The following is a 14,147-nucleotide window of genomic DNA, read 5'->3' as shown; positions in this document are numbered from 1 at the left end:
CATCCGGTCGTCCGGCGCGCAGACCTGATCGATGGTGAGTCCGAGCTGAAAGCACGGAAAAACCCAGCCAACAGCCGGGCTGGGCCGGGTCGCCTTGCATCAGAAAAGTGCCGGGGAGGCGGAATGACAACGGCCCCGGGGCGAACCCCGGGGCCGTCGTGACGTGCTGACTACTGCTTACCGTCCGGCGAGCTTCTCGCGCAGCGCGGCGAGCGCCTCGTCGGAGGCAAGCGAACCGCCGCTCTCGGCGCCGGCGTCGTCGGTGTCGGTCGAGCCCGAGCTGTAGGACGTCGACTCGCCCGTCTCGGACGCAGCCTCCGCGTCGGCCTGCTGGGCGGCCTCGAGCTGCTTCTTGTGGGCCTCGAAACGCTCGCGCGCGGCGGCGTAACGCTTCTCCCACTCCTCCCGCTGCGACTCGTAGCCCTCGAGCCACTCGTTCGTCTCGGGGTCGAAGCCCTCGGGGTAGATGTAGTTGCCCTTGTCGTCGTACTGGGCCTCCATGCCGTACTGCGCCGGGTCGAACGACTCGTCCGACAGCGCGCCCTCGTTCGCCTGCTTCAGCGACAGCGAGATGCGGCGACGCTCGAGGTCGATGTCGATGACCTTGACCAGCAGCTCGTCACCGACGTTGACGATCTGCTCCGGGATCTCGACGTGGCGCTCGGCCAGCTCGGAGATGTGGACCAGACCCTCGATGCCGTCCTGCACGCGGACGAAGGCACCGAACGGCACCAGCTTGGTGACCTTGCCGGGCACGACCTGGCCGATCTGGTGCGTGCGGGCGAAGTGACGCCACGGGTCCTCCTGCGTCGCCTTCAGCGACAGGGAGACACGCTCGCGGTCGAGGTCGATGTCGAGAACCTCGACGGTGACCTCCTGGCCGACCTCGACGACCTCGGACGGGTGGTCGATGTGCTTCCAGGACAGCTCGGAGACGTGCACCAGACCGTCGACGCCGCCGAGGTCCACGAACGCACCGAAGTTGACGATCGAGGAGACGACACCGGAACGGACCTGGCCCTTGGCCAGCTTGTTCAGGAACTCGCTGCGCACCTCGGACTGCGTCTGCTCGAGCCACGCACGGCGGGACAGGACCACGTTGTTGCGGTTCTTGTCCAGCTCGATGATCTTGGCTTCGAGCGTCTTGCCCACGTAGGGCTGCAGGTCGCGCACGCGGCGCATCTCGACCAGCGACGCGGGCAGGAAGCCGCGCAGGCCGATGTCGAGGATCAGGCCACCCTTGACGACCTCGATGACGGTGCCCTCGACGACCTCGTCGTTCTCCTTCTTCTCCTCGATCGTGCCCCAGGCGCGCTCGTACTGCGCGCGCTTCTTGGACAGGATCAGGCGGCCCTCCTTGTCCTCCTTCTGGAGAACCAGGGCCTCGACCTCGTCGCCCACGGAAACGACCTCGTTGGGGTCGACGTCGTGCTTGATCGAGAGTTCGCGGGAAGGGATGACACCTTCGGTCTTGTAACCGATGTCGAGCAGGACCTCGTCCCGGTCGACCTTGACGATGGTGCCCTCGACGATGTCGCCGTCGTTGAAGTACTTGATCGTCTTGTCGATCGCGGCGAGGAAGTCCTCGGCGGTGCCGATGTCGTTGATCGCGACCTGCGGCGTGCCGGATGGTGCAGAGGTGGTGGGAGCTTCTACGGTGGACGTCATTGAGTAGGTGGGTCCTGACAGGGTCGGAGATCGTCGGGCACGCCCGATCCGGGCGGCCGGAGGTGCTGGCCGGGCCCGGGCGGTCTACTCCATGTCGAGACCGCAGACGTGTCCACGAAGAAGACTACTCCGCCCGGTCGGACGGCGACGACGCGCGCTCCCGCCCGGCCGCCAGGACGGTCCGGATCATGTCCGCGTACCCGCCGCCGGCGGCGTCGTGCACGCCGTCGCGACGGGAACGAGTGCCGACCACATCGGCTTCGCGCGCGACTTCCGCCGCAGCGGCCTGAGCTTCTACGACCGTCCGGGCAGCAGTGTCCGGGTGTCGCTCGCCGGCTTCGGGGTGATCGTGGTCGGCGGACTGCTCACGGCGTTCGTCCGGCGAAGGCGTTCCGCAGCTCCGCCGCCGCCTCCGCCATGGCCTGCCGAGCCCCCGCGGTGACGTTGGGCAGCGAGATGTACCCGTGGACGGCGCCGACGTAGTTCGTCAGCCGGACGGGCACGCCCGCCGCGCGCAGCGCATCGGCGTACGCGGGTCCGTGGTCGCGCAACGGATCGTGCTGCGCGGTCTGGACGAGCGCCGGCGGCAGGTCGTGGTGCTCGCCGAACAGCGGCGCCAGGTACGGGTCCTCGAGATCGGTCTCGCCGGCGTAGACGTCGGCGATGTTGTCCAGGTCGCGGCGGGTGAGGATCGGCGCGTTCTCGTTCTCGTAGCGCGACGGGTAGTCGTCGTCGAAGCGGACGGCCGGGTAGAGCAGCACCTGCAGCGCGATCGGCGGACCACCCCGGTCACGTGCCATGAGGCAGACGACGGCGGCGATCGTGCCCCCGGCGCTGTCGCCCATGACCGCGAGGCGCGCCGCGTCGACGCCGAGGTCTCCGGCGTGGGCGACCGTCCAGACGGTGGCGGCGTAGCAGTCCTCGACCTGGGTCGGGTAGGCGCTCTCGGGCGCCAGCCGGTACTGCGCCGAGACGACGACCGCCCCGACCTGAGCGGCGATGCCGGCGCACCACCACTCCGACTGCTGCGGGTTGCCCGACACGAAGCCGCCGCCGTGGAAGTTCATGACCACGGGCAACGGCCCCGGCACGTCCCTCGGCCGGTAGATGCGCAGCGGCAGGGTCGTGCCGTCCGCGGTCTCGAACGCACCCTCCTCGATAGCGACCGACCGGTCCGGACGTCCGGTGACCACGCGGCTGGGACCCAGACCCATCAGCATCGCCCGGCGGTCACTGGCCCGCCGCACCCGCTCGACGGGCTGCTGCATGACCGGGGCCCGCTCGATCAGGTGGTAGACGGTCCAGAACGCCTTCGTGCGCAACGGGATGCCCATGCCCGGGACGCTACCGAGCGGTAGCGACGCCGCGCGCGGTGAATCCGGGCGCGGATGTCGTCCGCCTGTGATTGGCTCCCGGCATGAAGGCCCTGCTGATCCTCGTGATCATCGTCGTCGTCATCGTCGCCGTCGCGCTGTCCGTGAGCCGGGGCGGACGGTCAGGACGCCGCCGCAGCGGTTCCGACGGTGACGGCTTCACCGCGTTCGACACGTCCGGTCCCGGTCACCACGGCGGGTGGGACTCCGGCGCCGACGGAGGTTCGGACGGCGGCTCGGACGGGGGTTCGGACGGGGGCGGCGGCAGCGACGGGGGCGGCGGTGGAGACTGACCCGGCGGCCGACCCGAGGCCGACGGCCGAGCGCATCGCCCGCGAGCGCGTCGACGACCGCGCGTCCGTCCGGGCGAGCCGGTCCTGGTGGGACGCGGAGGCCGACGAGTACCACGCCGAGCACGGCGCCTTCCTCGGCGACGCCGACCTCGTGTGGTGCCCGGAGCGGCTGCGCGAGGCCGATGCGCACCTGCTCGGCGACGTCCGCGGAGCGCTGGTACTCGAACTGGGCTGCGGTGCCGCCATGTGCTCGCGGTGGCTGGCCGTGCAGGGCGCCCGTCCGGTGGCGTTCGACCTGTCGGCCGGCATGCTGCGCCACGCGGTCGACGGCACGGCGCGCACCGGCGTCGACGTTCCGCTCGTGCAGGCCGAGGCCGAGCACCTGCCGTTCGCGTCCGACGCGTTCGACATCGTGTTCACCGCGTTCGGCGCCATCCAGTTCGCCGCCGACTCCGCCCGCATCATGGCCGAGGCGGCCCGGGTCCTGCGCCCGGGCGGACGCTGGGTGTTCGCCACGACGCATCCGATCCGCTGGTCGTTCCCGGACGATCCCGGTCCCGGCGGCCTCACCGCGACCATGCCCTACTGGGACCGCACCCCGTACGCCGAGCTCGCGGGCGACGGCACCGCCGTCTACGTCGAGCACCACCGCACCCTCGGCGACCGCGTCCGCGAGATCGCCGCGGCCGGCCTGCGGCTCGTCGACCTGGTCGAACCCGAGTGGCCGGCCGGCCACACCGGGGAATGGGGCCAGTGGTCCCCGCTGCGCGGCGCGATCCTTCCGGGCACCGCGATCTACGTGACGGAGAAGTCGTGAACCACGTGAGCCCGCGTCCGGCCACCCTTGACGACGTCGCCGGCATCACGGCGCTCTACCGCCGCTGGGAGACACGGTGGCACGGCGCCCCCGAACACGACGCCGACGAGGTCGCCGAGGAGCTGGGCACCGTCGAGCTCGCCACCCACAGCGCGCTCGTCGAGCTGGAGGGCCGCGCCGTCGGCCTGGGATGGTGGCGCGGCTACGACTCGGCGCTGCTGGTCGACCCGGATCTCGTCACGGGCGCCGACGTCCGCGACGCGCTGCTCGACTGGTTCGACACCGCGCGATCACCGGCGCTGACGCACCTCGAGGCCGACACCGCGACCGGCGCCGCGATCCGCGACCGCGGGTGGCGGCACGTCCGCTCGTCGTTCGAACTGCTGCGCCCCGTCAGCGACGAGTGGCCGCCGGCACCGCCGCCGTTCCCGGCCGATGTGGGCCTGCGCGCGCTGCAGCCGGACGACCTGCCCGCGGTGCACCGGCTCGTCTACGAGGACGCGCGCTGGTCCGACGTTCCCGGGCACGTGCACCGTGACTACGACGAGTGGCGATCGCTGATCGTCAACGAGGCGGCCCTGGCGCACCCGCAGCTGCTGCTCACCCGCGGCGATCGGGTGATCGGCGTCGCGCTCGGCCGCGTGTTCTCCGACGGCACCGGATGGATCGCGCAGTTGGCCGTGGCCGCCGACGAACGGGGCCACGGTTTCGGACGCTCGCTGCTCCTCGCCGCCCTGCGCGCCCGGGCCGACGAGGGCGCGACCCAGCTCGGCCTCGCCGTCGAGGCCGAGAACCGCGCGGCGCTGCGGCTCTACCTCGACGCCGGGCTGAAGGTCGACCGGGAATGGCAGACCTTCGAGAAGTAGGCGCGGCAGGCAACACTTCGGCCCCGGGCCGCGTCGTCCAGATGTGAGCGCCGAATTCGAGGACGTCGTGCGGGCCGAGCTGCCCGGCCTCGTCCGCCACGCGACGGCCCCGTGCGGCGACCCCGACCAGGCCCGCGACCTCGTGCAGGAGGTGCTCGCCCGGGCCCTGTCCCGGTGGGGCCGGGTGGGGGCGACCGACCGTCCGGCCGCGTACCTCATGCCGATGGTCACCAACGAGTTCGTGTCGTGGCGCCGCCGCCGGCCTCGACCGGGCCCAGGTGCTGCGCATGGCCGGGACGCTCACGGTCAAGGACGTGAGCAACCCCGGCGTGGGGTGTATGCGGGCCGGCTGCGCTCAGTGCGCGGCGTCGTGCCAGGTGGCGCCGACGCCGACGGAGACGTCCATCTCGACGTCGCCGAGGTCGACTGCGGCCTTCATCTGCTCGCGGACGAGCTGCTCGACGGCCTCGCGCTCGCCCTCGGCGATCTCGAGGACGAGCTCGTCGTGCACCTGCAGCAGCAGCCGCGACCGGTGGCCGCCCTCGGCCAGCGCCCGGTGCACGCCCAGCATGGCCACCTTGATGATGTCGGCGGCACTGCCCTGGATCGGCGCGTTGAGCGCCGCCCGCTCGGCCATCTCGCGCAGGTTGCGGTTCGTGCTGTTGAGGTTCGTGAGGTAACGACGGCGACCCATGATCGTCTCGGTGTAGCCGTCGAGCCGGGCCTTGTCGACGACGGAGCGCAGGTAGTCGCGCACCCCGCCGAAGCGGGTGAAGTACGCCTCCATCTGGCCCTTGGCCTCGTCGGTACTGATCTTCAGCTGACGCGCGAGGCCGAAGGCGCTCAACCCGTAGGCCAGGCCGTAGCTCATCGCCTTGACGCGGCGGCGCAGCTCGGGGTCGATGGCGTCGACGGGCAGGTCGAACGCGCGCGAGGCCACGAACGAGTGCAGGTCCTCGCCCGTCGTGAACGCCTCGATCAGCCCCTCGTCCTGCGACAGGTGGGCCATGATGCGCATCTCGATCTGGCTGTAGTCGGCCGTCATCAGCGACTCGAAGCCCTCGCCGACGACGAACGTCTCGCGGATGCGGCGGCCCTCGGCCGTCCGCACCGGGATGTTCTGCAGGTTCGGGTCGGTCGAACTCAACCGGCCGGTGGCCGCGATCGTCTGGTTGAAGGTGGTGTGGATGCGGCCGTGGTCGTCGACCAGCGGGATCAGCCCGTCGACGACGGACTTCAGCCGGGCGACCTCGCGGTGGCGCAGCAGCACCCCGAGCAGCTCGTCGCCGGTCTTGGCGAACAGGTCGGTGAGCGCGTCGGCGTCGGTGGTGTAGCCGGTCTTGTTGCGCTTGGTCTTGGGCAGGTCGCGCTCGACGAACAGGATCTCCTGCAGCTGCTTCGGTGAGCCCAGGTTGAACGGGCGGCCGACCATCTCGTGCGCCTGCTGCTCGACCTCGGTGACCCGCTCGCCCAGGTCGAGCTGCAGGTCGACGAGCCGGCCGGTGTCGGCGGCGATGCCGACGGCCTCCATGTCGGCCAGCACGTGCGCGAGCGGCAACTCCATGTCGACGAGCAGTTCGGCGGCGCGGCCGGCCTCGGCCAGCTGGTCGTCGAACGCCGCGGCCAGATCGTTGACGGCCGTGGCGCGGACGGTCTCGACCTCGGCGAGAGCGTCGTCCGACTCCTCCTCCCCGCCGTCGAGGGTGAGCTGCCCGGACTCCTCGACGTTGCTGCGCAGCTCGCGATGCAGGTAGCGCAGCGCCAGGTCGGCGAGGTCGAAGGCACGGGTGTCGGGTCGCAGCAGGTACGCCGCGAGCTGGGTGTCGGAGGTGACCCCGGCGAGCGTCCAGCCGTGCTGCCGCAGCGCGAGCAGCGGGCCCTTCACGTCGTGCACCGCCTTGGGAACGGCCGCGTCGGCCAGCCAGGCACCGAGGGCGGCGTCGTCCTGCGGGGTCAGCGTCTGGGGATCGACGTAGGCGGCCGACCCGTCGGCCGCCGCGACGGCGATGCCGGTCAGCGACCCGATACCCCGACCCCAGGTGCCCCTGAACGAGACCCCGGCCCGGCGGCCGGTGCGCGCGTGCTCGGCGAGCCACGGGCCGACCTCGTCGACACCGAGGCGGACGAACGCGACGTCGAAACCCTCGTCGGCCTCGGGCGCCGCCGCGGCCACGCTCTCGAACAACCGCTCGCGCAGCACGCGGAACTGCAGGTCGTCGAACAGCCGGTGCACCTCGTCGCGGTCCCACTGCTGCCGGGCCAGCGGAGCGAGTCCCCCGGACAGGTCGACGTCGATCGGGACGTCACGCACCAGCTCGGTCAGCTGCCGGTTGAGCTGGACACTGCCGACGTGCTCGCGCAACGCGTCGCCGACCTTGCCCTTGACGGTGTCGACGCGGTCGATCAGATCGCGCAGCGACCCGTACTCGCGGATCCACTTCGAGGCCGTCTTCTCCCCCACCCCCGGGATGCCGGGCAGGTTGTCGGACGGGTCGCCCCGCAGCGCCGCGTAGTCGGGGTACTGCTGCGGGTCGAGGCCGTACTTGGCCCGCACCTCGTCGGGATCGAAGCGGGTCATCTCGCTGACGCCGCGCTTGGGGTAGAGCACGGTGACGTGCTCGTCGACCAGCTGCAGCGCGTCGCGGTCGCCCGTGCAGATGAGCACGTCGGCGCCGTCGGCCCGGGCCTCGCGGGTGACGGTGGCGATGACGTCGTCGGCCTCGTAGCCGTCGACCATGATCGTCGGGATGCGCAGGGCGTCGAGCACCTCGCGGATGAGGGTGACCTGGCCGCGGAAGTCGTCGGGGGTCTCGCTGCGGCCGGCCTTGTAGTCGGCGTACATCTCGCTGCGGAAGGTCTTGCGCGAGACGTCGAACGCGACGCCGATGTGGGTCGGCTGCTCGTCGCGCATCAGGTTGATGAGCATCGAGGTGAACCCGAAGACGGCGTTGGTCGGCTGCCCGGTGGTCGTCGACATCTCGACCTCGCGCAGGGCGTAGAACGCGCGGTAGGCCAGCGAGTGACCGTCGAGCAGCAACAGCCGGGCCGTGCCGGTGACGGGCGCGGTGGTGGTGGTCACGGGCTCACTCTAGGTGGCCCCTCCGACAGCGCGGCCGGGGATGCGAGCGGTCAGGCGCCGCGGCCGAGCGCCCGCGGACGGAAGCCGGCGCGCTGACCGCGCACCGCCCGGGCCCGCCGCAGCGCCGCCATGCGGCCGGCCACGTCGGTCATGCCGAGCGACCGGCGCAGCACCGCGGTCGGCGCGATGCGGTGCACGACGAGCGGGGCGAAACCGATGCGGGCCAGGTAGCGGTTCGCCTCACGCGAGCCCGCGGCGGCGGTGGTGAGGACGTTGTCGACGCCCTCCTCGTCGGCCAGGTGGACGGCCGCGGCCAGCAGCGCACGTCCGACGCCGCGGCGGCGCTGCTGCGGGGCGACCATCAGGTGCGTCACGTGCAGCACCGGGGTCAGGTCGATCGCGCCGATCTCGTCGCGCCGGGCGGCGAGCATGCCCACCACCTCGCCGGCCTCGTCGGCCGCGATCAGCAGGGTGCGCTCGGGGCGGCACACGATGTCGCCGAGCCGCTCGCACAGGTGATCGGCGCCGGCATCGGCCAAGGGCCGGCCGCTGAAGGTGCCGCTGCTCGGGTCGACCGACTGGACCAGTGCGGCCAGGGCGTCGATGTCGTCGGCCGTGGCCGGACGGACCCGCACGTTGGCTCGTGACATCGCGATCGACTCCTGGTGTGAACGATCTCCCCGTTGCCCTCCCAAGCCGCCGGGACGGCCGCAGCGATCACACTAGGACCCGCCGCCCGCGCGCAACAGGCGGGGTGGGCAACCCGGTGGGGCGGTTGTCCGGTTCTGGCCACGAGACCGGTTCGACCGGGGCAATCCCTGCCGCGCCCTTGACGTCGGGGCACAGCCGGACGCGCCGACGGCCACCTGTCCGGATGGACAGGTGGCCGTCGGGACGTCGTGGACGCCGGCGTGCTCAGGCGCTCTCGCTGATCTCCTCGCCGAGGTAGGCCGCCCGGACCCGCTCGTCGGCGAGCAGGTCCTTGCCCGAGCCCGAGAGCACGATCTCACCGGTCTCGAGCACGTAGCCGTAGTCGGCCATCGACAGCGCCTGGGAGGCGTTCTGCTCGACCAGCAGGACGGTGACCCCCTGGTCGTTGATCTCCTTCACGATCTCGAAGATCTGCGCCACGATCAGCGGCGCCAGACCCATCGACGGCTCGTCCAGCAGCAGCAGGCGCGGCTTGCCCATGATCGCGCGGCCGATCGCGAGCATCTGCTGCTCGCCGCCGGACAGCGTGCCCCCCAGCTGGTTGATGCGCTCGCCGAGGCGAGGGAACATCTCGAGCACCCGCTTCATGTCGGCCGGGTCGGGACGCTTGAACCGGAACGCGCCCATCTCGAGGTTCTCGCGCACCGTCATGCGCGGGAACACGTGCCGGCCCTCGGGCACGTGGCAGATCCCGAGCTCGATCAGCGTGTGGGCGGGGATGCCGTCGATGCGCACCCCGTCGAACACGACCGAGCCCGCACTCGGGCGCATCATGCCCGACACGGTCTTCTGGGTCGTCGTCTTGCCCGCGCCGTTCGCGCCGAGCAGCGCGACGATCTTGCCCTCCTCGACGGAGAAGCTGATGCCCTTGATCGCCTTGATCGCGCCGTAGCTGACCTCGAGGTCGGTGACGTCGAGAAAACTCATCGGGACTCCCCCTGGGTGTCACTCGTCTCGACCGGTTCGGTGCTGCCCAGGTAGGCCGCGATGACGGCCGGGTCGCGCTGGATGTCGTGCGGCAACCCCTCGGCGATCTTCTGACCGAAGTTGAGCACGACGATGCGGTGCGCGACCGACATGACGAGCTTCATGTCGTGCTCGATGAGCAGGATGCCGACGCCGCGCTCGACGTTGATCTGTCGGATCAGGTCGGCGAGGTCGCGCTTCTCGGCCGGGTTGGTGCCGGCAGCCGGCTCGTCGAGCAGGATCACGCCGGGGTCGGTGCCCAGCGCCCGCGCGATCTCGAGGCGCCGCTGCTCGCCGTAGGCCAGCGAGCCCGCGAGCTCGTTGGCGCGCTTGGCGAGCCCGACCTCGGTGAGCAGCGCGAACGCCTTCTGCGTGCTGTCCTTCTCCTCGCGCCGCTGGCGCGGCAGGCCGAGCATCGCCCCGATGGGGCCGGAGCGCATGCGGGTCTCGACCCCGACCTTGACGTTCTCGATCGCGGTCAGCGCCGGGAACAGGCGGATGTTCTGGAACGTGCGGGCGATGCCCAACTGGTTGACCTTGTACGGCTTGCGGCCCAGCACGTCCAGCGGACGGCTGTCGACGCGCGGCTTGGCGAGCACGCTGCCCTGCTGCGGGGTGTACACCCCGGTCAGCGAGTTGAACAGCGACGTCTTGCCCGCACCGTTCGGCCCGATGATCGCCAGGATCTCGCCGCGGCGCATCTGCAGCGACACGTCGTTGAGGCTGACCACGCCGCCGAAACGCAGCGTCAGGTTGCGGACGTCGAAGACGAGGTCCTGGGACGCCGCGGGCGCGTCGTCCCCCGGCTTCTTGGTCGTGTCGACGTTCGTCACGGCGTGCTCCCCACTGCGCCGGCCGCCGGGACGGCGCCCGCGGTATCGGGTGAACTCTCGTGGGCCTCGAGTTCGGCGGCCCGGCGCTTGGCCGGGATGAGACCCTGCGGACGGAAGATCATCGTGGCGAGCAACACCGCGCCGACCCACATCTGCTTGTCCGATTCGGGGACCTGGTCCTCGAGGAACACCGGCAACCAGGTCAGCGTGGCCGCACCGGCGATGGCGCCCGGCAGCGAGCCCGCACCGCCGAACACCACGTAGGCCACGATCAGCGTCGAGTAGATGAAGGTGAAGCTCTCCGGGCTGATGTAGCCGATCTGACTGCCGTAGAACACGCCGGCGATACCGGACGTCGACGCACCGACCGCGAACGCCAGCAGCTTGATGCGGAAGGTGTTGACGCCACTGGCCTCGGCCGCGACCTCGTCCTCGCGGGTCGCCGCCCACGCACGTCCGATGCGGGAGTGCTCGAGGCGACGGAACGCGAGCACCACGATCACGATCAGCACCAGCAGCAGGTACCAGTACTGCAGGATCGCCGACCCGGACGACACGCCCCACTCGAAGCGGTGGAACCCGAGGTCGAGAACCGGCGGCGGGATCGGGTGCGTACCCAGCTCGGGGTCGGTGTTCGTGCCCTGCGGGCCGCCGGTGATGCCGTCCGCCTGGTTGGCCGCGGTGTAGATGATCTCACCGAAGCCGAGGGTGACGATGGCGAGGTAGTCGCCGCGCAACCGCAGCGTCGGCGCACCCAGCAGCACACCGGCGATCAGACAGATGACGATGGCGAACGGGATCGCGACGAGCGGGCTGAACTGCAGCCAGCTCGGCGGGTCGACCGGCAGGGAGCCGGTGAAGTACGCCGTCGTGTACGAGCCGATCGCGTAGAAGGCGATGAAGCCGAGGTCGAGCAGACCGGCCCAGCCGACGACCACGTTGAGGCCGATCGCCAGCAGCACGTAGACGCCGATCTGCGTCACCAGCACCGACTGCCACTGCGCGGTGGCCGTCGGCGGGTAGAACAGCGCGGCGGCGACCGCGATGAGCAGCATCGTCTTCGTCGCACCCTGGGCGGTCAGGAACCCGCCCTTGTCGGACGACTCGATGACGCGCTCGCGGCCCTTCTCGTCGACGACGACCTCGTCGCCGGTGCGGCGGCGGGTGGCCACGACGAGACCGGCGGCGCCGACGAGGAAGAACCCGCCGCACGCCATCCAGCCGCCGGTGCCGAGGTTCTGCCACGGACCGGTCGCGCCGTCGAAGCCGAGCTTCGAGCCGCCGGTGCGCACCTTCGACGCGACGTCGGAGTAGTCATGCATCACGAACAGCGTGTAGACGGTGCCGATCAGGCCCAGGACCGCGGCGACCCAGCCCAGCACCGACCGGCGCAGGAAGCAGGCCGCGGCGGCCACCACGACCAGCACGACGAACAGCACGTACGCCGCCCAGCCGAAGTAGGCGTCGGTGTACTGCTTCACGCCCTGACCGTCGAAGACGTCCGACAGGTCGCCGAAGCGGGAGTTCAGATTCGACGGCGAGAACCAGACGGCCCGTACCAGCGCGATGAACCCGACGACGAGACCGAGCACGACCAGGGCCGCACCGGGACGCCAGCCGAGCACGGCGTTGACGAAGCGCTTGCTCTGCGCGTGCTGCTCCTTGGTCTGCGCGACGATCACACCGGCCATGACCATGATCAGGTAACCGATGATCGCGACACCGAAGCCGAGCGAGTGGTCGTCGTTGCCCGACACGTCGACGACGTCGGAGTGGCAGACGTAGCTCAGCACCGCACCGATGACGGCCAGGACCACGCCGGCCCAGGCCGCCGGACGGAACCCGGTCACGATGGTCACGCCGATGGCGACGAGCGCCACGACGACCAGCGCCCAGGCGAGCCACCCGAAGTAGGCGGACGTGACCGCGCTGACGGCCGGGGTCTCGGAGACCAGATCGCCCAACGGGCCGAACTTGCCGTCGGCGATGCCGTCCAACCAGTTCAGCAGCGTGTACGACGCGACGACGGCGAGCGTGCCCGAGGCCAGCGGCCACACGCCGGGGCGTCCGATGAACGGCTTGACCTTCGGCCAGTACGTCACCGCGAAGAACAGCAGCACGCCGATGGCGAGGAACACCACGATGCGCGGGTTCAGCACCGCCTTGTGGAACGCGACGCCGAAGTCGTTCTTGCTGCCCTGCTGCTTGCCGACCATCATCGCCAGCACCACGCCCGCGGCGAGGCAGGCGATCAGGCGCTTGACCCAGCCGGGCAGGCCCTTGCGGCGCTCGGCCGCGATGATGCGGCGCGCGTCCTCGGGCGGCGGTCCCGCCGGCGGCTGGGTCGGCTTTTCGATGTCGATGCTCATGCCGCGTCCTCGCTTCGCTCCGGGCGACGGCACGAGACTCCCAGTGCGCTGTGCCTCTGATTCGCTCGCTGACGCTCGCTCATGCCGCTCTCCCGATCCGCTCGCCGAGGATGCCGGTCGGACGGAACATCAGCACCAGGACCAGCACCACGAAGGCAACGGCCTGCGACCAGCCGATGCCGATCCACGGGGTCGAGACCCACGGTGCCGTCGGCACCAGGCTCTCGACGATGCCCAGCAACATGCCGCCGACCATCGCGCCGCGGACGTTGCCGATACCGCCGAGCACGGCGGCGGCGAACGCGGCGATGCCGGTCTGGAAGCCCATGGTGTTCGCGAAGTTGTACTGCAGGCCGAACATGAAACCAGCAGCGCCGCCCAGCAGGCCGCCGATGACGAAGGTGCGCGAGATGGCGCGGTCGATGTCGACGCCCATCAGCGCCGCGGTCGGGGCGTCCTCGGCGATGGCCCGGATGGACTGGCCCAGCTTCGTCTTGTTGACCAGCAGGTCGAGGCCGATCATCAGCACGATCGCCGACACGATGATCACGAGCGGGAACACCTGCACCGACGCCCCGCCGATGCTGAAGACCTCGTTGTCCTTCGCGAAGAAGTCCGGGAACGTGTTGCCGCGTTCGTTGGTGAACATCTTGCCGGCGAACTGCGAGAGGAAGAACGAGGCGCCGATGGCGCTGATGAGGAACACCAGCCGTGGCGCACCACGCTTGCGGAGGGGCCGGTAGGCGACCCGTTCGAGCGTCCACGCGATGCCGCCGCCGCTCAGCGCGCCGCCGAGCAGGCCCGCGGCGATCACGAACGGCACGAGGATCGACGCGACGTGGTTGTCGTCCCCGACGAGGAAGTTGACGACGATGTAGCTGCCGAACGCGCCCGACATGAACACCTCGCTGTGCGCGAAGTTGATCAGTTGCAGGACGCCGTACACGAGCGTGTACCCGAGGGCGATCAATGCATACATCGATCCCCGGGTCACCCCGTCGACCAGGTAGGTCAGGAACGTTTCCAAAGTCGCTCTCCGTGACGATCAGCAGGAAGGGGGTGCCGGGTCCCGGCGCTCCGCGTACCGCAGCGCGACCGGCGGCGGCGAGATGCCGGTCGAACATGGTGGCGGGGGCGCACCCGGTTACCGGGCACGCCCCCGCCGTCGTTCA

General features: G+C 70.7%; 11 protein-coding genes and 1 pseudogene. 4 read left to right on the top strand and 8 right to left on the bottom strand.

Translation table 11 applies throughout. From position 1 onward, the window contains the following. Window positions 1–177 precede the first annotated feature (177 nt). Entirely contained in the window at window positions 178–1,668 is a 1,491-nt protein-coding gene (rpsA, locus tag ACYVP9_RS13535; RefSeq protein ID WP_460605393.1) for a 30S ribosomal protein S1, read from the bottom strand. Window positions 1,669–2,033: 365 nt separating this feature from the next. Beyond that, a complete protein-coding gene (locus ACYVP9_RS13530; RefSeq protein ID WP_460605392.1) occupies window positions 2,034–3,002 on the bottom strand; it encodes an alpha/beta hydrolase in 969 nt (322 codons plus the stop codon). A gap of 83 nt (window positions 3,003–3,085) precedes the next feature. On the opposite strand from ACYVP9_RS13530, the gene ACYVP9_RS13525 reads away from it, so the two are divergent. From ACYVP9_RS13525 to ACYVP9_RS13510, 4 genes and pseudogenes are all read left to right on the top strand, one after another. Continuing rightward, window positions 3,086–3,334 (top strand): hypothetical protein, encoded by a 249-nt coding sequence (locus tag ACYVP9_RS13525; RefSeq protein WP_460605391.1) that lies wholly within the window; start codon window positions 3,086–3,088, stop codon window positions 3,332–3,334. Window positions 3,335–3,368: 34 nt separating this feature from the next. After that, the gene (locus ACYVP9_RS13520) at window positions 3,369–4,151 is read left to right on the top strand and encodes a class I SAM-dependent methyltransferase (RefSeq protein ID WP_460605538.1); all 783 of its coding nucleotides are present in this window, start codon (window positions 3,369–3,371) and stop codon (window positions 4,149–4,151) included. Continuing rightward, window positions 4,148–5,017 carry a GNAT family N-acetyltransferase gene (locus ACYVP9_RS13515; protein WP_460605390.1) on the top strand — a complete coding sequence of 290 codons (870 nt, stop codon included), beginning with the start codon at window positions 4,148–4,150 and terminating at the stop codon, window positions 5,015–5,017. The genes ACYVP9_RS13520 and ACYVP9_RS13515 overlap by 4 nt, the downstream gene beginning before the upstream one ends. A gap of 43 nt (window positions 5,018–5,060) precedes the next feature. Next, window positions 5,061–5,267, top strand: a pseudogene (locus ACYVP9_RS13510) (sigma factor); the annotation flags it as partial. A 105-nt stretch (window positions 5,268–5,372) separates the two neighbouring features. Here ACYVP9_RS13510 and polA read toward each other — a convergent pair. The 6 genes from polA to ACYVP9_RS13480 form a co-directional block, all read right to left on the bottom strand. Further along, complete coding sequence (polA, locus tag ACYVP9_RS13505) at window positions 5,373–8,096, bottom strand: DNA polymerase I (RefSeq protein ID WP_460605388.1); 2,724 nt, start codon at window positions 8,094–8,096, stop codon at window positions 5,373–5,375. A gap of 50 nt (window positions 8,097–8,146) precedes the next feature. Next, window positions 8,147–8,746, bottom strand: a complete 600-nt coding sequence (locus ACYVP9_RS13500) for a GNAT family N-acetyltransferase (protein WP_460605387.1) — start codon at window positions 8,744–8,746, stop codon at window positions 8,147–8,149. 265 nt (window positions 8,747–9,011) lie between these two features. Next, entirely contained in the window at window positions 9,012–9,734 is a 723-nt protein-coding gene (locus ACYVP9_RS13495; protein WP_460605386.1) for an ABC transporter ATP-binding protein, read from the bottom strand. Beyond that, entirely contained in the window at window positions 9,731–10,606 is an 876-nt protein-coding gene (locus tag ACYVP9_RS13490; protein WP_460605385.1) for an ABC transporter ATP-binding protein, read from the bottom strand. Before ACYVP9_RS13490 ends, ACYVP9_RS13495 begins: the two co-directional genes overlap by 4 nt. Further along, window positions 10,603–12,975, bottom strand: a complete 2,373-nt coding sequence (locus ACYVP9_RS13485; RefSeq protein ID WP_460605384.1) for a branched-chain amino acid ABC transporter permease — start codon at window positions 12,973–12,975, stop codon at window positions 10,603–10,605. Before ACYVP9_RS13485 ends, ACYVP9_RS13490 begins: the two co-directional genes overlap by 4 nt. 79 nt (window positions 12,976–13,054) lie before the next feature. Continuing rightward, window positions 13,055–14,002, bottom strand: a complete 948-nt coding sequence (locus tag ACYVP9_RS13480) for a branched-chain amino acid ABC transporter permease (RefSeq protein WP_460605383.1) — start codon at window positions 14,000–14,002, stop codon at window positions 13,055–13,057. Between the last annotated feature and the right edge of the window lie 145 nt (window positions 14,003–14,147).

It is taken from the genome of Jatrophihabitans fulvus, assembly GCF_054781375.1.
The sequence above is the reverse complement of the archived record's forward strand: the minus strand, read 5'-3'. Positions and strand labels throughout refer to the sequence as shown.

What these genes read in the sequence shown, in the direction of transcription:
- rpsA (WP_460605393.1), bottom strand. Translation starts at nt 1,668, where the DNA reads ATGACGTCCACCGTAGAAGCTCCCACCACCTCTGCACCATCCGGCACG.
- ACYVP9_RS13530 (WP_460605392.1), bottom strand. Translation starts at nt 3,002, where the DNA reads ATGGGCATCCCGTTGCGCACGAAGGCGTTCTGGACCGTCTACCACCTG.
- ACYVP9_RS13525 (WP_460605391.1), top strand. Translation starts at nt 3,086, where the DNA reads ATGAAGGCCCTGCTGATCCTCGTGATCATCGTCGTCGTCATCGTCGCC.
- ACYVP9_RS13500 (WP_460605387.1), bottom strand. Translation starts at nt 8,746, where the DNA reads ATGTCACGAGCCAACGTGCGGGTCCGTCCGGCCACGGCCGACGACATC.
- ACYVP9_RS13495 (WP_460605386.1), bottom strand. Translation starts at nt 9,734, where the DNA reads ATGAGTTTTCTCGACGTCACCGACCTCGAGGTCAGCTACGGCGCGATC.
- ACYVP9_RS13485 (WP_460605384.1), bottom strand. Translation starts at nt 12,975, where the DNA reads ATGAGCATCGACATCGAAAAGCCGACCCAGCCGCCGGCGGGACCGCCG.